Here is a 20,199-nt window from a genome sequence, read left to right on the forward strand (position 1 = left end):
GTGGGTCACGAGGGCCTCCGTTGATCGGTGTAGACGTCGCAATCCACACCGAACCCGGAGGCCCTCCCTTATGCCAAGATCATCCGGTCACGTGTCGCCACGATCGCAACCTCCCCGGACAGAACAGCTAGGGCGTGTGCTGCTCGACCTGACGCGCGAAGCGCCCGAAGCGGCGAAGCGCGTCGTCACGGTCAGCCCGGACGTCAGCTCGACGACCAACCTCGGCGGCTGGGTCAACAAGGTCGGCGTCTGGTCGGCGACCGAACGACGCGACTGGTTCGAGGACGACCCCGAGACGATCATGCACTGGCGCGAGAAGCCGACCGGTCAGCACGTCGAGCTGGGCATCGCCGAGACGAACCTGGTCGGCCTGCTGGGCGAGCTGGGCGCCACCTGGAGCCGCTGGGGCGAGCCGCTGCTGCCCATCGGCGTCATGTACGACCCGTTCGTCGAACGCGCGCTGGAGCCGTGGTCGTTCGGCATCTACGCGGGCGGGCAGTCGATCCTCATCGGCACGCCGTCGGGCGTCACGCTGGCTCCGGAAGGCGGCGCGCACCAGTCGATCACCACGCCGTCGATCGGCATCGAGCAGCCCGGCTGCGTGAGCTACGAGCCGGCGTTCGCGATCGACACCGAGTGGACGCTGCTGGCCGCGCTCGGCCGGCTCGGCAAGCCGGGCGGCACGTCGTCGTACTTCCGGCTCTCGACTCGCCCGGTCGACCAGACCCTGGCCGACGTGCCCGCCGACCCGGCGGCGCGCGAACGCCGTCGCCGCCAGGTCGTGGCCGGCGCGTACCTGCTGCGCCGCGCCGCTTCGCCGGCGGTGACGCTGGTGGCGATGGGCGCGCTGGTGCCGGACACCCTGGCGGCCGCCGAGCGGCTGGCGCAGGTGGGCGTCGAGGCCGACGTCGTCTGCGTGACCAGCCCGGGCCTGCTGTTCGAGGCGCTGCAGGCGCGGTCGGGCCGGGGGAGCGGCGAGTCGTGGATCCTCGACCAGGTGTTCCCGGCTTCGCGGGCTCGCCCGTTGGTGACGGTCCTCGACGGGCACCCGCACACGCTGGCGTTCCTGGCCGGGGTCAACCGGGGGCCGTCGGTCGCGCTCGGCGTCACCGGGTTCGGGCAGTCGGGGTCGTTAGAGGACGTCTACCGCTACCACGGCATCGACACCGACGCGATCATCCGGGCCGCGCTGGACGCCGTCAGCTGAAGGTCGCGGCCGCCAGCATGGCGTCCGTGGCCGCGTCCCGGCCGGCGGAGGTCCCGTACTGGACGACGAGGATCTTGCTCGTCGGCAGCCACCACATCCGGACCTCGTGGTTCTGGCTCGCGTCCTTGCAGGTGACCTGCCAGTGGCCGTACTCGGCCTTCTTGGGCCCGATCGGCTTGAAGCCGGACTCGACGAGGTTGCTGCCGGTCGCCTCGGAGCCGTCGCCGGGCGGCGAGGCGGGCGTGATGCACGTCGGGACGTCGGTGCCGGTGTACCAGCCGAAGGGCCGTTTCGAGCTGGGCAGGTTGAGGGGCGCGTTGGGGTCCGACGTCGCCTCGCGCAGGTCCAGGAGCCGTGCTTCGCAGACGGCGGAGCCTTCGCCGACGCAGCCGTCGAGCAGGCCGTCCTGGCTCTTGTCGGTGTACTTCGCCCCCACGGGCAGGGCGACGTGCATGGTCCCGACGACGACCTGCGGGCCGGCCACCTTCGTCACGGTCGGGACGGGCTGCGCCTGCCCCGCGGTCGACGTGCTGCAGGCGGCGGCGCTCAGCACCACCGCGACGGCCACGACGCTGTGCCGGAAGGACACGGGCTCACCTCTTTCGTCCGCGGGTTGGACTCCCGGACGGCCCTCCCGGTTTCGCCGGTGACCTGGCATACATCCGGCCAGGGCGGCCCGGGCGGGGCTGGTGGGCGCGTGGGACACTGGTCAGGTTATGACTGCCCTCCCGCTCGTCTTCGACGCCCCCAAGCGTGGCCTGCCGCCGCGCCACCTCGCCGACCTCACCGTGGCCGAGCGCGCCGCCGCTGTGGCCGAGCTGGGGGAGAAGCCGTTCCGCGCGAAGCAGCTGTCGAACCACTACTTCTCCCGTCTGACGGTCGACCCGGCGGAGATGACGGACATCCCGGCGGCGTCCCGCTCGCGGCTCGTCGAGTCGTTGATGCCGACGTTGCTGACCGAGGTCCGCGCCCTGGAGGCCGACAAGGGCGCGACGCGCAAGACGCTGTGGCGCGCGCACGACGGCACGCTGCTGGAGAGCGTCCTGATGCGCTACCCGGACCGTGCGACGCTGTGCATCTCGAGCCAGGCCGGCTGCGGCATGGCGTGCCCGTTCTGCGCGACCGGCCAGGGCGGCCTCGATCGCAACCTGTCGACGGCGGAGATCGTGGACCAGGTCCGCTCGGCGGCGGCGGTCATGCGCGACGGCACGATGCCGGGCGGCCCGGGTCGGCTGTCGAACATCGTCTTCATGGGCATGGGTGAGCCGCTGGCCAACTACAAGCGCGTCGTCGCCGCGGTTCGCCGGATCACGGATCCGGCTCCGGGTGGGCTGGGGATCGGGCAGCGTTCGGTGACGGTGTCGACGGTGGGTCTGGCGCCGGCGATCCGGAAGCTCGCGGACGAGAAGATGCAGGTGCGTCTCGCGGTGTCGCTGCACACGCCGGATGACGAGCTGCGTGACACGTTGGTTCCGGTGAACGAGCGGTGGTCTGTCGATGAGGTGCTTTCCGCGGCTCGGTACTACGCGGACACGTCGGGACGGCGGGTGTCGATCGAGTACGCCCTGATCCGGGACATCAATGACCAGCCGTGGCGGGCTGAACTGCTCGCGAAGCGGCTGCGCAAGCACCTGGGCCAGTTGGTGCACGTCAACGTCATTCCGCTGAACCCGACGCCGGGGTCGAAGTGGGACGCGTCGCCGAAGCCGGTGGAGCGGGAGTTCGTGCGCTTGGTAAACGCCGGCGGGGTTGCGTGCACGGTGCGGGACACCCGGGGCCAGGACATCGCCGCGGCCTGTGGTCAGCTGGCGGCTGAAGGCTGATTTTGTTCGTGTCGATGATGGAGTGTTTGTCGTGATGTATGCCCCCAGCCTGTTGGATCCGGCTGCGGAGGAGCTTCGGCTCGCGGACTTCACCGGCGCGACGGACGTCGCCCGTGGAGCGCGGACGCTGCTCGGTGAGCGGTTCAGTTCGGTGACGTTCATGTACGTGCTGATGCGCGCGTTCGAGGTGGAGTACAACGCGGCGCGGGATGCTTCGCGGTGGCACGAGTTCCACGGCGGCCCTCGGGCGTTGTCGGACTCAGATCTGGAGAAGTTGCTGGCTCCGTGGCTTGGTCGCTGACCCGGTTCAGCTGAGCCGGTAGAGGTGTCCGCCTTGGACGGCGAGCACGGTGATCGGGCCATTCGCGGTGCCACCCGTAGCCTGCCACGCGGTCGCGCCGGCTGGGGCTGTCGCGGTTTGGCCTGCGGTGAGCGGCAGACCTGTGGTGCCGCCGCCGGTGATCGTGCCTGTCTGGTCGGTGATGACCACGCAGTCCGGGCGCGTGCCGTCGACGACGGCCCAGCCGGTGATGATCGCGCCCGCGTCGGTGGCGGGAGCGTCCAGTGCTCCGTGTGCCGTGCCGGAGCCGGTGGCAGACACCGGCTGGGCGGTCGTCGGATCCAAGTGGCCGCCCAGTTCGGGGCCGTGGCAACCGAGCGTGAAGCTGTCGTTGAAGGGGTAGGCCTGTAACGCGCGGGCGGCTGGGGCGGCGGCGCGCTGGATGTGGAGCTGCTCCAGAGCCGCGGGTGCGTCGACGCGGAGGGCGATCGCGGACAGACTGAGCGGCGCGTAGCTGCGGCGCACTTCGTCGGCCTTGCCGCCGCCGATGGCATGGGTGACCAGGGAGAGCGCGACAACCGCCACGACGAGGTACCGCCGTGACCACTGTGGACGGTGCAAAGTGGTCAGTACGAGCAGTGCGATGGTGGCCAGCGCCGCTACTAGGACGTATCGGCTGATGAGGCCGACGTTACCCCCGGGGACGTTGGTCGTGGTCCGCCCGAGCGCGAGCATCGCGGCCAGCGCGAAGGCATAGCAGGCCAGTCCCGCCCATCCCGCGTCCGTGGCCGGCCGCTCGGTGACCGTCCGGCGCAGCAGCAGGACGAGCAGGGCGACGGTCAGTCCGCCCGCGATGACCGCGAGTACGGCGATGTCCACCGACCACAGTCCGCCGACGGCGGCGGCGATGACGGAAACGCGTCCGTCCGGGTCGAAGGCGGACGTCGCCCCGGACTGCGTTCCTGCGGGCTTGGTGAACCACCAGGCTGCGAGGACGACCAGGCCGACCACCACGAGGACCACGACGCGGAGCCGGGGTTCCCTGCGCAACCAGGCGACGACGGCGATCACGAACCAGATCGGCAGCGCGGCGCCGAAGCTGAGACAGCCCAGCACGGCAGCCACGTAAGCGGTGATCGGCCGACCGTGGTGCGCACAGGCGACGGCGATCGTGCAGAACGTGACCGCGGGGACCCAGCTGATGCCGTTCGTGCTCTGCAGCCACAGTTCGGTGGCGTGGGAGCTGAACAACAGCCAGGACATGGTCACGGTCAAGGTCACTCGCGTCGTCGCGTTCAGGTGCCGCGGAAGCATGGTGTGCAGCGCGAACACCGCGACCGTGAGCAGGGCGATCGTCAGGACGGTCAAAACGCGGTTGTCACCGCCGAACCACGCGGCGTCGGCGTAGAACAGCAGCGACGGCACGACGAACGGCTGGTCGAGGTGGTAGGTGAAGACCTGGCCGAGCAGAAGATTGCCGTTGTCGTCGGTGATCTTCGCGAAGACGTGCCAGTAGTCGAGGAGCACGTGCATCTTCGGCGCGCGAGCCGCGGCCAGGAGAGCCAACGCGGCGGGGACGGCGGCGAAGACCCACAGCGCCGCGATGCCGAGCCGGCGCGAGGCTGTCCCGCGGACCTGCACGGTGGTGCGCGGGATCTCGGCGGTGACGGCGGCGTCGGCGAGCGCTTGCTCGGGCATGGGTCTCCTGCAGAACGGGATACACGGGATCTGGAGATCGGCTGGCATGGTAGCCGGTGACCGGTCGCTGACAAGGCGACGACCTGGGTGTACTGGATCCAGGCCGTGTTGGCAATTGTGCCCTTCGTCTCATTTGGCCGGTGTAACGGCAGTGTGAGGTTGTGGCGATGCAGGGTGCGGGCGAGGGATGAGAATTCCCGACCCCCGGGTAGACCCGGCACTACGTGTCTGGAGTGCCCGGCAGGCACTATCCCGCGGCGGCAAGCTGTGCTCCGCGGGCCATTGGGGGCGACCGCGGCGAGACGCCGGGTCGCCGGGGGAGGAACTGGCCGTGCTGCGGTTGTCGCGTCCTGTCCATCTGGTCCGTTGGGTCAGAGCGATCGTGCTCGCCCTCACGATGACCCTGCTCGTCGGCAGTACCGAAGCGATCGCGGCTCCGCCGCGGGGCGCGGATGCGCCGAAGCCGATCGACCCGCGCGAGGTCGGCCTGCTGCCGTCGGCCGCACCCGCGCCGGTGGCCCCGCAGGCGCCATCGAAGGCCGATTTCGCGGCACAGAGCCGGTTGGACGGCGGAGCGGGCACGCACTTCGATCCGCAGCGCTCGACGCCGGTGTCGTGGACGATGTTCACCACCGAGTACGTCAACGCCGATGGCACGCGCTCGGTGCGCCAGTCGAACCAGCCGATGAACGTGCAGGACGAGCACGGTCAGTGGCGGCCGGTCCAGACCACCCTCGAGACGGATCCGGCGACCAAGCGCGCCGACGCCGACAACCACCCGCTGAGCCCGTCTCTGGCGACCAAGGCCAACGACGCCGCGGTGCTGCAGGTCGAGTCCGGCGGTCACACCGCCGGCCTGGCCCTCGATCAGGCCGCGCCCACTGCGGCCGCAGTGAAGGGCGACTCGGTCACCTACCCCGAGGTCACCGTCGGCACGGACCTGGACTACGAGGTCACGCCGGGCGCAGTCAAGGAGACGATCAAGCTCAAGCGGCCCCCGGCCGACGGGCGCTCGTCCTGGAAATTCAAGCTCACCACGGGCGACCTGACCCCGAAGCTGGAGAGGAACGGATCCGTCACCCTCGCCGACAAGACCGGCGCGGCGAAGATCGTTCTCCCGCCGATCGAGACCTGGGATTCGGCGGGCAACGGCGTGACCGCCCCGGCGATGACCGGCGGCACCTACACCCTGGACAAGGCCGGCGCGGACTGGTGGCTGACCGTCGCGGTCGACTCGAACTGGCTGCGCGACCCCAAGCGCGTCTACCCGGTATCCGTCGACCCGACCTTCACCTACGGCGTCACCGAGTCGCACTCCTACCGCTCAGACGGCACCAACTGTGACGCCTGCGGCCTGCGGATCGGTAACAGCCAGGCCAAGGGCGACACCTACAACCGCAGCGTCTTCCACATGGACTACTCGCCGCTGTTCGGCAAGACCGTGGTCGGCGCGCGCATGGACCTGACCCGCAACACCAGCGTGGTCGGGTCGCTCAAGACGTGGAACGCGAACCTCTACCACGCCTCGGCGTTCAACTACAACGGCGTCGGCGGCTACATGACCAGCGCGCTGGTCGGCGACGTCGGCAGCTTCGTCGGCGAAGGCATGACCGGGTTCATCCGCGACCGCGTCAACGCCCGCGACGGCTCGGTCTTCTTCATGATGATCGGCGCGGAGAACGCCGGTACGTGGACGTACAAGAACCTCAATGCGACCCTGACCGTCGACACCGGTTCCCCGGCCCCGGCGACCACCCTGGTCGGGCCGGCGGACGGCACGGTGTCGACGTCGCTGACCCCGACGTTGTCGGTCAAGCCGGTCACCGACCCGGACGGCGAGCAGGTCAAGTACTGCTTCCGCATCGCCACCGGCGCCGACGCTAAGTCTGGCGTCGTGGTCGAGTCCGGCTGCCTGACGACCCCGACCTGGACAGTTCCAGCGGGGATTCTGCAGGACGGCGTCGCCTACACCTGGCAGGCGATGACCTATAGCGGCACCACGACGATCACCCCGACATGGGTGGGCCACTTCAAGATCGACCAGCGGATCGGCGACCACGGACCCTCGCCCACCGACGACGCCGGCCCGGTAATGGTCAACCTCGCCAACGGCAACGTGACGACGTCGCAGGCAAGCCCCACGTTCACAACTGTCGGTGGCAACGCCGGACTAACCCTCACCTACAACTCGCAGCAGCGAGAAAACAAGGGCCTCAAGGCGTCCTACTTCGTCGACCTGTCGCACAACGGCCTTATCAGTGACGCCCAGCAGCCCGTACTGGTACGGACGGAGCCGCAGGTCAACGTCGACTGGGGCACCGATTCACCGTTCGCTCCGGCCTTGCCGGCGGACTGGTTCGTCGCCCGCTGGGAAGGCTTCTTCCAGGCCCCGGTCACCGGCACATACCAGTTCGCCGGCGTCCACGACGACGGCGCGGTCGTGTGGATCAACGGCGGCAAGGTCTATGACGTCGGCACCCCCAGTGACCTGAACTGGACCCAGGCGACGAACGTCTCGCTCACCGCGGGCCAGCGGGTGCCGATCAAGGTGGAGAACGCCGAGGCGACTGGCGCGGCCAAGATGCGGTTGTTCGTCCACACCACCGACAACACCACCGTCGCATCGCAGATCGTGCCAGCCGACTGGCTCTACACCAGTGACCTGCCGGTGCTGCCACAGGGCTGGACTCTCTCGGCCGACCTCGACGGCGACGGCGCGAGCTACACGGAAGCCAAGGTCACCGACCAGAACGTCGTGCTCACCGACGCATCCGGGGCCAAGCACACCTGGACCAAGAAGAGCACCGGTGGCTATACCCCGCCGTCGAACGAGGACGGTGTCCTCGCGGTGGACACGGCCGGCAAGGTGGCGCTCACCGATGGTGGCCAGGTCTTCGCCTTCCGGTCCGATGGGAAGCTCGAAAGCCAGACCGCGACCACGGATTCGCGGAAGCCGGCGGCGCTCCAGTACATCTACGACGGCAACCCGTCGCGGTTGCGGGAGATCAAAGACCCGGTTTCGCAGCGGTCCCACGTCCTGCACTACAACCGCTTGGGCGACGACTGCTACGGCGGTACCACTCCGCCGCCAGGAGCCGCGAGCCTCCCGCCGTCGCAGATGCTCTGCCGGATCACCTACTGGGACGGCTCCGAGACGAGGCTGTGGTACGTCGGAACCGGCCAGCTCGGCCGGATCGAGGATCCGGGCGCCGAGATCAGCGACTACGGCTACAACGCGCAGGGCCTGCTCGCCGGAACTCGGGGAAGCCTGGCCAACGACTGGATCGCCGCGGACAGTGCCAACCGCAAGTCGTACGAAGGCGACCTAACCAACCTGATCACCTACGACACTGGCACCAAGCCGAAGGTGACGACAGTGGCCTCGTCGGCGCCGGCGATCGGTCAGGCTCGTCCCAGCCGGTCGTACCGGTACGACCAGGCCAACCGCCAAACCTTCACGGACGTCGCGGGCATCACGCCGGCATCCGGGTTCTTCTCGAAGGTCACCTATGACGATGCGGATCGCGCGCTTTCGGTGACCGACAGCGCCGGCAAGACGTCTGCACAGGAGTGGAACCAGAAGGATCTGCAACTGTCGGTGACCGACGCCGCCGGACGCAAAACCACCACTGTCTACGACTATGCGGATCGTGCGGTCGACACTTACGGTCCCGCGCCGGGTTCGTGCTTCACCGGACAGCTGCCCACTGCGTGCCCGGGAGGCATGGGGCACGCGCACAACGGTTACGACGAGGGCATCAACGGCCTGTCGGTGGCCTGGTACGACAACGACCAGCTCACCGGCGCGCCGAAGACCTACACCACGGGCCTCGGTACCGCGGACGGGACGCTGGTCAAGAACTGGGACACCGCAGCACCGGTGGCGAACATCCCGGCGGACCACTTCGCACTGCGCGCGACCGGTGACATCGCTTTCCCAGCGGCCGGCGACTACACGCTGCGTCTTCTCGCCGACGACGGAGTCCGGGTCTGGATCGACGACCAGCTGATCATCGACGACTGGCGCAATACGACACCCGCGTGGCGGCAAGGTGTTGTGCACACCGACAGCGCCGGCCAGACGAAGCGAATCCGTATCGACTACTACGAATTCGATCAGACCGCGCAGCTGGAATTGCACTGGACCACGCCTTCCGGGACCCAGCAACCGGTCCCGGGCAGTCAGTTGCTCCCTCGCTACGGGTTGAAGACATCGACCAGTTCGGCGGAGTCGAGCGGAGTCCAGGACAAGATCGGTGCGACCAAGTACGGAGAGAACGGTCTTGACCCGGTTTACGGCTTGGCGAGTTCCAGCCAGGCGAACCCGAGCGGGCTCAACCTGTCGGGAGGGGCTTCCTACGAGGCGCCCGGTGCCGGCTACCTCCGCAAGGTCGCCAAGACGATGCCGACCGGGGCGAAGACGACCTATGCCTACTACGGCGACACCGAAACCCGCGTCAACCCCTGCCAGCCGGGAACGCCCGCGATCAACCAAGGCGGCATGCCGAAGCTGACGACGGCTCCCGCGCCCGCGGCCGGACCGGCCCGGGTCGACGAACAGGTTTACGACGCGTCCGGACGTGTCGTGGCCGAAGCGACCGGCGGTCCCTGGACCTGCACCAGCTACGACGCGCGCGATCGGCCGCTGCAGGAGAACGTGCCAGCCAACCAGGACGCGCCCGCTCGCACCGTCAGCCACGACTACGCGGTCGGGGGTAACCCGCTGACCACGTCGGTTTCCGACGACAAGGGCGTCATCACGACGACGACGGACTTCCTCGGCCGGGTCACCGGGTACACCGATGTCAACGGCGTCCGCACCACGACGGCCTACGACCAGGTGGGCCGGGTCAGCTCGTCAACGGTCACGCCGCCGAACCCGGCTGACGCCGCTCACACGATCACGCCCACCTACGACGACGCAGGCCGTGTCGTCACTCAAAAACTCGACGGTCAGGTGCTGGCCACCGCCGGCTACGACCCTGCCGGCGAGCTGGCGACAGTCACATACGGGAACGGCAGCGCGCTCGGGTCCATCGCCAAGGACAACGGTGCCCGGGTCCTGAGCCTGGGCTGGAAGACCGGCGACGGCAAGGAGGTGGTCTCCCAGGTCGGCAGGACCGCCGGTGGAACCATCATCGACGAGTCGCTCGCGGGGAACGATGCCCGGCCGAACGCGCCGAACTACGTCTACGACGGTGTCGGGCGGCTGACCGAGGCCTATGTCGCCGGTCACCATTACACCTACGACTACACCGCGGCCGCATCCGCTTCGTGCCCGACGGGGACGCAGGCGAATGCCGGGCTGAACACCAACCGCATGCGGCTGGTGGACCAAACCTCCACCGGAACGGCCGAAACGCGCTACTGCTACGACGCCGCCGACCGGCTGATCTCCACCGAAGGGGCCACCGCCCTCGGCTCGTTCGGCTACGACGCGGACGGCAACACGACGGGCTGGAAAGCTGCGGACGGCAGCACGACGTCACTGACCTGGGACGGCTCCGATCGCAACATCGGCGTGAAGACCGTCGGGCCGAACGCCGCTCTTAACGCCGACATCGGCTACGTCCGGGACGCGACCAGCCGCATCGTCCGTCGCGATCCGCACGACTGCGACAACAACACGGCCGTCCGCTACGGCTATACCGGCGACGGCGACACCGCCGATCTGACCATGAACGCCGACGGCAGGCTCACCAGCTTGTCTCTCACCCTCCCGGGTGGCGTCCTGTACGTCAGCAAAGTCGGTTCGGACGGGGCGTTCACCCCGACCTACGATCACCCGTCCGTCCGCGGCGACTTGGTCTTGACGACTGACGCAGCGGGCCGGCAGGCCGGTGGCCTGCGCGCTTTCGATCCCTACGGCCAGCCGCTCGACGCAGCAGGTTCCGTCGACACTCAGAACGTGCCCGACAACTCGCCGGGCTCGATGGACTACGGCTGGCTCGGCCAGTACCAGCGGCCCTACGAACACACAGGCGCGCTGTCGCTGGTCCAGATGGGAGCACGTCCCTACAGTCCGCTGCTCGGGCGCTTCCTGTCCGTCGACCCGGTCGACGGCGGATCCGCCAACGACTACGACTACGTCGTCGGCGATCCGATCAACGCGCAGGATCTCGACGGCAAGATGTGGGGTTGGCTCAAGGCCGCGGTGAGCGTCGTCACCAAGGTCGCCGAAGTCGCGTCCTTCATCCCCGGTCCGATCGGAGCCGTCGCCAGCGCCGTGGCGTCGGCCGGCAACTTCGCGCAGGGGAACGTCGCGGCCGGTATTTCCTACGCGCTGGGAGCGGTGACGTGGGGCGTGACGAGGTATACCCGCCTTGTCGGCAACATCGTCGCCAAGACGCGGACGATGGGTTTCATGAGCCGGAGGTTCGGTTCGAGCTCGGCCATGCCGAACTCGATCCGCAGCGCCTACCGGGGCGCCGGTCATTCCGGAACGTGGAACAAGAGGACGGCCAAGGTGTTCAGGATAGGCTGGAGTGTGGGGAAGCACCCCAAGAACTCGACTTTCCGGGTCGGCTTGCCGTTCCTCAGCAAGCGGTTCCGGCACTACCACATCATGAAGGGGCCCAGGCGTTACTGACCCATGGCATGGACAGATCTCGATCCCGCCGAACAATCTCACGAGTGGGCGACCGCCCTGGGAGCCGCGCTGAACACGCGGCTCCCAGGTACCGCGCTCCAGGTCACCGTGCGGCAGACTGCTTCTGATGGTTTGCAGGAGATCTTGACGCTCTCACACGCTGACCGGCGAACGCCTCAGCTCGAGATCATCGTTGAATCGTCGCTGGGAATCCTGCGGATCGGCGGTGCCAACGTTTTGTACGAGTTCGACGGAGCGCCCGACGAACTCGCAAGCAGGCTCTCGTCCGTCGAGGAGCGCGGCGAGGCGGGCACCAAGCCCGTCCTGGACGAGGTCGCGCTCGTCCACCACACTCTGGCTTCGCTCCGATCCGGTTACTCGTACTTGAGGCTCCCGCTCTACGAAAGATTGACCATCCCGGCCTACTGCGGAACGGCGGCGCTGAACTGGGGGACCTACGATCTCGGCTGGCCTCCAGTGGTTTACAGGCGGTTCAGGCCGGCCTGAACCACCTCAGTTGTAAAAGAGTGGAGATGGGTGAGCCGCTGGCCAACTACAAGCGCGTCGTCGCCGCGGTTCGCCGGATCACGGATCCGGCTCCGGGTGGGCTGGGGATCGGGCAGCGTTCGGTGACGGTGTCGACGGTGGGTCTGGCGCCGGCGATCCGGAAGCTCGCGGACGAGAAGATGCAGGTGCGTCTCGCGGTGTCGCTGCACACGCCGGATGACGAGCTGCGGGATACGTTGGTGCCGGTGAACGAGCGCTGGTCGGTGGACGAGGTGCTCTCGGCGGCGCGGTACTACGCGGACACTTCCGGGCGGCGGGTGTCCATTGAGTACGCTCTGATCCGGGACATCAACGATCAGCCGTGGCGGGCGGAGCTTTTGGCCAAGCGGCTGCGGAAGCACCTGGGTCAGCTGGTGCACGTGAACGTGATCCCGCTGAACCCGACGCCGGGGTCGAAGTGGGACGCGTCGCCGAAGCCTGTGGAGCGCGAGTTCGTGCGGCTGGTCAACGCGGGCGGCGTCGCCTGCACGGTCCGGGACACCCGAGGCCAGGACATCGCCGCGGCGTGCGGCCAGTTGGCCGCCGAAGGCTGATTTTCGGTTCGATGATGGAGATTTTGTCGTGATATATGCCCCCAGCCTGTTGGACCCGGCTGCGGAATCATTGAAACTTTCGTACTTCACGGACGCGACGCAGGTTGCCCGCGAGGCGCGGACGCTGCTGGGCGATCGGTTCAGCTCGGTGACGTTCATGTACGTGCGGATGCGCGCGTTCGAGGTCGAGTACACGGCGGCGTGTGACGCGTCGCGGTGGCACGAGTTCCACGGCGGGCCGCGGGCGTTGTCGGACGCTGATCTGGAGAAGCTGCTCGCTCCGTGGCTTGACCGCTGACCCGGTTCGACCGGCCAGCGCGAGCAGTTCGCCGATTGCCGTCTCCGGGCCGCCGTAGGTGAGGTGGGCGATCGCCAGCATCGGGGCGATCACCTGGTTCCAGGCGTACAGCCGGTCGCCGTCGAGGTCGCACGCGGTCGCCACTACATAGTCCACGGCGTCGAAGCTGTTGGCCCGGACTGCTCTGACCCCAGGCGGTCCAACGCGTACAGCCCGCCGAACTGTACCGCCAGCCGCTCAGAGCCCAGCTGATCGACCGCCGGGCTGTAGAGCTCCGCGAGCCGCCGTTCCGCGGCGTCCAGGCGGGTGTCCTCGGCCATCTGCTCCTGCAGCGCGTGTGTGCGGGCCACGGCCGCCCGTTCCGACCACGCTGTCAGCAGCCACACCGCGGACGCGAACCCTCGCCACTCGCCATGCCGATCACCGTAAGGCAGGCCTCTCGGCCGCGGGTGGTGAAGCGGCGCCTGGCGAGCCGTGGGCTCGCCAGGCGCCGGTTGTCAGGCGGGGTTGTCCAACGTCAACGCCGTGCAGCGGATTCCGCCGCCGCCCTTGCGGAGTTCCGTCGTGTCCAGCTCCGTCACCGTCAGCCCCAGCGATCGCAAGTCGGCCGCGAGCCGCGGGGCGCCCGACGTCATCGTCACCGTGTGGCCGTCGCTGATCAGGTTCAGCGCGAATGCCGCCGCCTCCGCGGGAGCCACGTCGATCAGCTCCACGCCCAGGCCCCGCAACGTGCGCAGGCTCGGTGCGTCCAGTGCCGCGGGGTTGTACGCCAGGACCGAAGGGGCGATCACCGCCACCGCCAGGTCCAGGTCGTACCACTGGGCACTCGTCGTCCGCAGGGGGACGATCTCGTAGTCCAGCCGGGCCAGCGTGCGGAACGCGCGGATGTCCGTGCGCTGGCCGTGGGCCGCCAGCAGCAGCGGGCCGCACGCCAGGGCGTCGCCCTGGCCGCTGAACGCGTAGCGCGTCGACTCGACCTCGAAGCCGTGGGATTCCAGCCAGGCCCGGTGGTGCGGGGTTTCCGCCGCCCGCTCCGGGGGGAGCGTCGCCAGCACCGCGCGGTCGCCGCGGACCACCGCCGCGTTCGCCGTGTACGTCATGTCCGGGCACGCCGGGTCCGCGTCGACGAACTCGATCTTGCGGCCGGCCGCCAGGTGGGCCTCCACGATGTTCTCGTGCTCCGCGATCGCGGCGTCGACGTCCGGCTGGACGCCGACGTGCATGTACGGGTTGATTTCGTAGTCGATGCGGAAATAACGCGCGGAGCACATCAAAAGCCGTTGGTGGGTCATGGGTCACTCGTTTCGTCGGACGGGCGGGGTGGGCCTGCGGCGGAACCCGGGCCCGGGAGGCGCGCGGCCGACGAAGCGAGTGAGCGGCGTCAGCCCAGGCCGCGCAGCCGGAACAGCTCGATCGTCATCAGGTAGTCCGGCTGCGACCGGGCCGCTTCGATGCGCTGCGCGACCGTCGTGGCGGACGGGGACGGCCGCATCGCCGAGCTCACGGCACGGACCAGTTTGGCGATCATTTCTTCTCCCTGTAGGTGATGCGGGACAACGGATTTCAGGGTGCCCGGGGACGGGCCCGCGGGTCTGGCCAGATCCGGACAGCTTCATCGCGTGGCGTTGAGGAAGCCGATGACGACCGCGCCCCACCAGCACAGCTGGGACACCGCGGTGGTGAGCCCGCCCTGGACGAGCAGGCGGGCCGGGACCGGGCCCTCGACCAGCGCCATGCGCTTGCCCAGTACCGTCGCGCGCACGCCGTTGACGGCCAGGACGCCGACCAGGCAGAGCTTCACCACCGTGGCCGCGGACCCGAGGTCCGGCGAGAGCAGCGCGCCGCTCGCGACCAGGCCCGTCAAACCACCCCACACCAGCAGGTGCAGCCGGGACGCGCTGTGGACGGCCTCGCCGAACGCCAGGCGCCCCAACGCCCACAGCGCGAAGAAGTAGTCCGCGACGAGCACCGCGCCGAAGCCGAGCACGAGCGACGCGAGATGCGCGAACAACGCGACGTCGTGCCAAGCCGTCGTGGGCCGCAGCTGCGTCGACAGCCAGATCGCCGCGCCGAGCAGCATGATCGAAGCAGACATCGCGTAATAGGCCCCGTAGCGTCGTAGAGCACTGGGGCGCGGCGCGAGCGGCGGGGCGACCCGCACCGGGATGCCGTTGTCGAGCATGTCCTTGTCCTTCCGGGAAAGCCGTGGGAACGGGCTCCGCCGGAACGACCGGGGCGAAACCGGCCTGCGTCAGCGGAAAATCCGTGCTGTGCTGATTACAGGCCATCGCGGACTTGGCTGGGAGCGTTGTCCGGAAAGGAAAATCAAACCGGGGCGAACGAGGAGACGACGAGGACGGCGGCGCCGTTGCCGGACCGTCCGGGTCTAGGCGGACACGGGCCCGGCGAGGGCCGGGAGGTCGTGCTCGCCGGTTTGGGCGATGCCGAGCACGAATTCGCGCACCGGTGCCGACACGCCGTGGAGGTACGGGTCGGCGTGCGTGAGCAGCCCGGCGTCGGCGATCTCCTCGGTCAGCTCGTCCGGTGCCGGCGGCAACGCGGCGAGCTCGCCGGGCGGCGTCTGCGCGAGCAGCTCCAGCAGCTCCCGGGCCGCCGGGCCGAGCGTGCGGTAGGCGGAGGCCAGGGAATCGCGCAGGGACAGGTCCCCGACGCTCAGCCAGTCGACCGTGTTGCCGTTCAGGCGCCATTCTTCGACGACCCGCCGCAGGGTCAGCCGCGGCCGTGAGGCGATCTTCCGGATCGCCAGGTCGAGCGCGAGCGGCAGGTCGCCGCACAGCTCGGCGAGGCGGTCGCAGTCGGGCCCGGCGGACACGGCCAGGTGCGGGAGCGCCGCGGTGATCATCGCGATCGAGTCCCCGCGCGGCAGCGGGATGAGCTGCAGGCGGTGGACGTCGCGCAGGCCCAGCAGCCGTTTGCGGCTGACCAGCAGCGTCGTGCTCGTGGTGGTCTCGGCGAGCAGCGGGCGCACCTGGTGCTCGTCCCGGACGTGGTCCAGCACGACCACGAGCCGGCGTTCGGCCAGGAGCGTGCGGTAGAGGCCCGCGCGGTGGTCGAACGTGGTGGCCAGCTGGTCGTCGTCGACACCGAGGGCCCGCAGGAAGCCGTCGAGGACGTCCGCGGGTGCCGGTGCCGCCGGTGCGCCGCCGCCGTGGCGCAGGCCGCCGAGGTCGGCGTAGAGCTGCCCGTCGGTCTCCGCCGCGATGGAGTGCGCGTAGTGCAGGGCGAGGTCGCTCTTGCCGACGCCGGCCGGGCCGCTGATCACCACCGGGGTGTCGCGCGGGGACCGCAGCCAGGCCAGCTCGGTCGTCCGTCCGGTGAACCCCCGCGGCCGCTGCGGTAGCTGCGCCGGGTGCGGCGGGGTGCCGCGGCGCTGGAACAGCGTGGGTCTTCTTCGGCGGCCCCCGAACGGGGGCTGCGTATAGCCGCTCGTGGCCGCGTGCCAGTGCCGGCGCCACGCCTCGTCGTCGCCGCCGCACGCGGCGACGAACGCGAGGGTCACCTGCAGCGAGGGCATCCGGTTGCCGCTCGCCGCGCTGGAGAGCACCGACGACGAGAACATCGCCGAGCGCGCCATTTCCCGGTAGGTCGGGTTGCCGGCCCGGGCGCGCAGTTCCCGCAATTCGCGAGCGAACTGGGTGGCGATGCCACCGGACGTGTTGACGGGTTTTTCTGGTCTGCCCATGTGAATCCCTTTCCCCTTCTCACTCAGCGTCGCTCTTCGCGGTCGGTGTCTCTTCCGCTCATTGGCGGCCTTGTTAGCCCGTTCGGGTATCACGTTGACGGTTTGCGATTATTCCTGGTACTTGTTTACGCCGATCCGGCGAATGGGGGCAAAGTTCGACGGCCGCCCGCGCGCGGCAGGCGGCCGTCGAGGGGGCCGGCTCAGGCGGCGGCCGGGCGCCGGGCCGTCATGCCGAGCAGGGCGCACAGCGCCGCGACCAGGCCCAGCACGCCGCACACCCACCAGACGCCGTTGCCCAGCGCGACCCACGCGGCGACGCCGAACAGTGGCCCGAGGGCCATGCCGAGGCCGAACGTCGCCTGGTGGGCGCTGATGTAGCGGGCCTTGACGGCGGCCGGGAACGTCGACGGGTAGGCGAACATCGTCGGCCCGTTGATCATGATCCCGAAGACGAACACGACCGTGCACAGCACGAGCGCGACGGCCGAGCCGCCGCTGATGCCGAACCCGGCGACCCCCAGGCCCATCAGGACGGTCCCGGCGGTGGCGGCGACGTGGCCCGGCCAGCGCGTGACGTACGACGTGATCTTCAGCTCGCACAGGATCAGCACGGCCGACGCGGTGACGAGCACGACGCTGTAGAGGCCGGCGGAATGGCCTTCGGCGGTGATCTTCAGCGGCAGCGAGACCGTGTACTGGACGTAGATGACCGAGCCGATCAGCACCGACGCGAGGAAGAACCAGAACCGCCCGTCGCGCAGCAAGGTCGCGTACGCCGCCCGGGTGCCGCTCTTTTCGCGCGTCGCCGGCTCGCGTTCGACCCGGCGGTCGGGCAGCAGCCGCAGCGCCATGACCGCGTAGAGCACCGCGGTGGCGGAGTCGAACCACAGCAGGAGGTTCCAGTCGAGGAGGATCAGCCCGGCCGCGACCAGCGGGCTGAGCGCCGCGCCGAGGTTGAGCGCGATCCGCATCATCGAAAAGCCCATGACGCGGTCGTCGTCGGGCATCAGCTCGCTGAGCAGGACGGCCGCCGCGGGCCGGTACGCCTGGGTCGCGAGGCCGGCGAGGAGCATCGCGGCCATCAGCGGGACGAACAGCGCGGGACGGCCGAACACCGGGACGACGGCGAGGATCGCGGCCGAACCGGACATCGCGGCGGCGATCGTCGCCCGCGGCCCGGCGCGGTGGACGAGCTCGCCGCCGACGAGCCCGCCGAGGACCGAACCGATGCTGTAGGCGGCGATGACCACGCCCGCCTGGCCCGCGGAGAAGCCGCGGAAGACCAGGTACAGCACCATGAACGTCTGCACGAACGCGCCGAGCTGGTTGACGAGCACGCCGCCGAGCAGGTAGCGCACCGGCGCCGGCGTCCGGCGCAGGACGGCGCGCACGCCGGCGGGTTTTTCGGTGGTGGTCACGGCCGAGCCTCCAGGTGGCTTGCGAAGAGGGGGTGCCGCCCCTTGATCCGGGGTGACGGCTTCTTCATTGCAGCGGCCTGGCCGGTTGACCGGCAGAGTTGTCCCCGCCGGAAAATCAATTCCGGCGTGATGTGGGCAACTGAAGATTCGGAGGGTGACGCGGTTGTCGCGGATTTCGTCTTACCCGCGCCCGGCCGGACGCAGCGGTTGCTGCATCCGGCCGGTATCGGAAAATCAGAGACCGACGATCATTTCGTGATCGATTTCGACGAACTCGGTGATCAGGTCCGCGAACTTGCCCGCGATCAGTTCCTTGTAGGCCGCGGAACCGGTGTGGGCGTCGTAGGCGGCCTGGTCGGCGAAATGCTCCACGAACAGCAGGTAGTCCGGCTTGGCCGGGTCGCGGTACACGCGGAAGGACACGGTGCCGTCCTCCTGCCCGGGGCCGAGCGGCGCGAACTCCTGCACGAGCCGCTCCGCCTCGGCCTGCTTGCCCGGCTTGAGGGGGATGGGGAACACCTTCGCCAGCATGGGGGGAACCTCTCTTGTCGTGCGGTGCGCGGTCGGCGCGCCGCCGGTCGGGAACCACTCTGCCGGGCAGGTCGGAGCGCGTCCGGCCACATCCGGACACGATCGACGTGTCCGGATGTGGCTAGCGCGGGTGGTGGCCGATCGCCTAAACCTGGGGCATGACGACTTTTTCGGCCGTGGTCACGACCGGTATCTACTGTCGTCCCGGGTGCGGGGCGAAGCCGCTCGCCGAGAACGTGAAGACGTTCGAGCTCGCCGCCGAAGCCGAGGCGGCCGGGTTCCGGGCGTGCCTGCGCTGCCGCCCCTACCGCGTCGCGGGCCCGGTCGGCGCCGACGCGCCCGAGCTGGTCTGCCGCGCGGTGCAGCTGATCATCGCCGGGGTGCTGGACACCGGGACGGAGGCGGCCCTCGGGGAGCGGCTGGCCGTGTCGCCGCGGCACCTGCGCCGCCTCTTCCGGGACCACCTCGGCGTGACGCCGGACGGGCTGGCCCGCTCGCGGCGGGCGCACTTCGCGCGGCGGCTGCTCGACGACTCCGACCTGACCGTCGCCGACATCGCGTTCGCGTCCGGGTTCGGCAGCCTCCGCCAGTTCAACCGGGACATGAAGCTGGTCTTCCGCGCTTCGCCGGTCGAGCTGCGCAACCGGCGGCGCAAGGCCGACCGCCTCGCCGCGGACGGTGGCCTGATGCTGCGGCTGCCGTTCGCGCCGCCGCTGGACTGGGCCGCGCTCAGCGGGTTCCTGGCCGAACGCGCGGTCCCCGGCGTCGAGTCGGTGCTCGACGGCGTGTACCGGCGCACCATCAGCCTCGACGGCGAGGCGGGCGTCATCGAGGTGCGCCTCGGCGGGGCCGACCACCTGCTGCTCACCGCGCACATGCCGTTCTGGGAAGGCCTGATCCACGTCGTCGACCGCGTCGGGCGGATGTTCGGCGTCGACGCCGACACCGCCCCGGCCGTGAGCGCCCTCGCCGGCGATCCGGTGCTGGGCCCGTTGCTGCGCGCGCGGCCCGGGCTGCGGGTGCCCGGCGCGTGGGGGTTCTTCGAGGTCGGCGTGGAAGCCGTGCTGAGCCAGTACGGCGTCCGCACGCGGGTGCGGCGGCAGCTGGCCGCGCTGGTCGAGGCGGCGGGCCAGGCCGTGCCGGGCCTCGAACACGGTCTCACCCACCTGTTCCCCTCGGCCGAGACCCTGGCCCAGGCGGACCTGTCCGCGGCCCGGCTCCCCGCGAAGACCGAGCGGACGCTGCGCGCGTTCGCCGCCGCCGCGGCCGCCGACGAGCACCTGCTCGACCCCGGCGCGAGCCTGGCCGACTGCACCGCCGCGCTGACGGCGCTGCCCGGCATCGAGCAGAGCACCGCCCAGGAGATCGCGCTGCGGCTCGGGTACGCCGACGCGTTCCCGGCCGCCGAGCGCACGCTCGAGACGACAGTGCTCGACCACGACCCCGCGGCCGACGCCGGCCGGCTGGCCGCCGCGTGGCACCCGTGGCGCGCGTTCGCCGCCACCCACCTGATCACCGCCGGCCTGCCGACGCCGGCCGGCTGACCACCCCG

At 69.8% G+C, this 20,199-nt stretch carries 15 protein-coding genes and 2 pseudogenes; 8 read left to right on the forward strand and 9 right to left on the reverse strand.

All coding sequences use genetic code 11. The features are described 5' to 3' along the window. Window positions 1-124: 124 nt before the first annotated feature. A pseudogene (locus ACYVLJ_RS40750) lies at window positions 125-1,207 on the forward strand (transketolase-like TK C-terminal-containing protein); the annotation flags it as partial. On the opposite strand, the gene ACYVLJ_RS40755 reads toward ACYVLJ_RS40750, so the two are convergent. Continuing rightward, entirely contained in the window at window positions 1,200-1,796 is a 597-nt protein-coding gene (locus ACYVLJ_RS40755; RefSeq protein WP_451974602.1) for a hypothetical protein, read from the reverse strand. The pseudogene ACYVLJ_RS40750 and the gene ACYVLJ_RS40755 sit on opposite strands and share 8 nt — an antisense overlap. A 127-nt stretch (window positions 1,797-1,923) precedes the next feature. Between ACYVLJ_RS40755 and rlmN the strand changes: the two genes are divergently transcribed. Both rlmN and ACYVLJ_RS40765 read left to right on the forward strand, forming a co-directional pair. Continuing rightward, complete coding sequence (gene rlmN, locus ACYVLJ_RS40760) at window positions 1,924-3,030, forward strand: dual-specificity RNA methyltransferase RlmN (protein WP_451974600.1); 1,107 nt, start codon at window positions 1,924-1,926, stop codon at window positions 3,028-3,030. Window positions 3,031-3,064: 34 nt separating this feature from the next. Continuing rightward, window positions 3,065-3,331, forward strand: coding sequence for a hypothetical protein (locus ACYVLJ_RS40765; RefSeq protein WP_460442813.1), 267 nt, complete (start codon window positions 3,065-3,067; stop codon window positions 3,329-3,331). A gap of 6 nt (window positions 3,332-3,337) precedes the next feature. Here ACYVLJ_RS40765 and ACYVLJ_RS40770 read toward each other — a convergent pair whose 3' ends face one another. Next, window positions 3,338-5,008 carry a DUF2079 domain-containing protein gene (locus ACYVLJ_RS40770; protein WP_460442716.1) on the reverse strand — a complete coding sequence of 557 codons (1,671 nt, stop codon included), beginning with the start codon at window positions 5,006-5,008 and terminating at the stop codon, window positions 3,338-3,340. Between the two features lie 397 nt (window positions 5,009-5,405). On the opposite strand from ACYVLJ_RS40770, the gene ACYVLJ_RS40775 reads away from it, so the two are divergent. The 4 genes and pseudogenes from ACYVLJ_RS40775 (at window position 5,406) to ACYVLJ_RS40790 (ending at window position 12,995) form a co-directional block, all read left to right on the forward strand. Next, entirely contained in the window at window positions 5,406-11,597 is a 6,192-nt protein-coding gene (locus ACYVLJ_RS40775; RefSeq protein ID WP_460442717.1) for a PA14 domain-containing protein, read from the forward strand. 3 nt (window positions 11,598-11,600) lie between these two features. After that, window positions 11,601-12,104 carry a hypothetical protein gene (locus ACYVLJ_RS40780; RefSeq protein WP_460442718.1) on the forward strand — a complete coding sequence of 168 codons (504 nt, stop codon included), beginning with the start codon at window positions 11,601-11,603 and terminating at the stop codon, window positions 12,102-12,104. Beyond that, window positions 12,017-12,697, forward strand: a pseudogene (locus tag ACYVLJ_RS40785) (radical SAM protein); the annotation flags it as partial. The gene ACYVLJ_RS40780 and the pseudogene ACYVLJ_RS40785, both read left to right, overlap by 88 nt. Before the next feature lie 28 nt (window positions 12,698-12,725). Continuing rightward, a complete protein-coding gene (locus ACYVLJ_RS40790; protein WP_460442719.1) occupies window positions 12,726-12,995 on the forward strand; it encodes a hypothetical protein in 270 nt (89 codons plus the stop codon). A 143-nt stretch (window positions 12,996-13,138) separates the two neighbouring features. Here the strand turns inward: ACYVLJ_RS40790 and ACYVLJ_RS40795 are convergent, their stop codons facing one another. The 7 genes from ACYVLJ_RS40795 to ACYVLJ_RS40825 all read right to left on the reverse strand — a co-directional run bounded on the left by ACYVLJ_RS40795 (window position 13,139) and on the right by ACYVLJ_RS40825 (window position 18,647). Continuing rightward, complete coding sequence (locus ACYVLJ_RS40795) at window positions 13,139-13,345, reverse strand: hypothetical protein (RefSeq protein ID WP_460442720.1); 207 nt, start codon at window positions 13,343-13,345, stop codon at window positions 13,139-13,141. Between the two features lie 147 nt (window positions 13,346-13,492). Then, complete coding sequence (locus tag ACYVLJ_RS40800) at window positions 13,493-14,287, reverse strand: dimethylarginine dimethylaminohydrolase family protein (RefSeq protein ID WP_460442721.1); 795 nt, start codon at window positions 14,285-14,287, stop codon at window positions 13,493-13,495. Window positions 14,288-14,376: 89 nt separating this feature from the next. Continuing rightward, window positions 14,377-14,523, reverse strand: coding sequence for a hypothetical protein (locus tag ACYVLJ_RS40805; RefSeq protein WP_451974586.1), 147 nt, complete (start codon window positions 14,521-14,523; stop codon window positions 14,377-14,379). Window positions 14,524-14,607: 84 nt separating this feature from the next. Next, entirely contained in the window at window positions 14,608-15,177 is a 570-nt protein-coding gene (locus tag ACYVLJ_RS40810; RefSeq protein WP_451974584.1) for a hypothetical protein, read from the reverse strand. 204 nt (window positions 15,178-15,381) lie between these two features. Next, window positions 15,382-16,698: a helix-turn-helix domain-containing protein gene (locus ACYVLJ_RS40815; protein WP_460442722.1), complete on the reverse strand. Its 1,317-nt coding sequence runs from the start codon at window positions 16,696-16,698 to the stop codon at window positions 15,382-15,384. A 200-nt stretch (window positions 16,699-16,898) separates the two neighbouring features. Beyond that, complete coding sequence (locus tag ACYVLJ_RS40820; protein WP_460442723.1) at window positions 16,899-18,116, reverse strand: MFS transporter; 1,218 nt, start codon at window positions 18,114-18,116, stop codon at window positions 16,899-16,901. Window positions 18,117-18,350: 234 nt separating this feature from the next. Next, window positions 18,351-18,647, reverse strand: a complete 297-nt coding sequence (locus tag ACYVLJ_RS40825; protein WP_451974578.1) for a putative quinol monooxygenase — start codon at window positions 18,645-18,647, stop codon at window positions 18,351-18,353. 158 nt (window positions 18,648-18,805) lie between these two features. Between ACYVLJ_RS40825 and ACYVLJ_RS40830 the strand changes: the two genes are divergently transcribed. Next, a complete protein-coding gene (locus tag ACYVLJ_RS40830) occupies window positions 18,806-20,191 on the forward strand; it encodes an AlkA N-terminal domain-containing protein (RefSeq protein WP_460442724.1) in 1,386 nt (461 codons plus the stop codon). Window positions 20,192-20,199 lie beyond the last annotated feature (8 nt).

It is taken from the genome of Amycolatopsis stemonae, assembly GCF_054781455.1.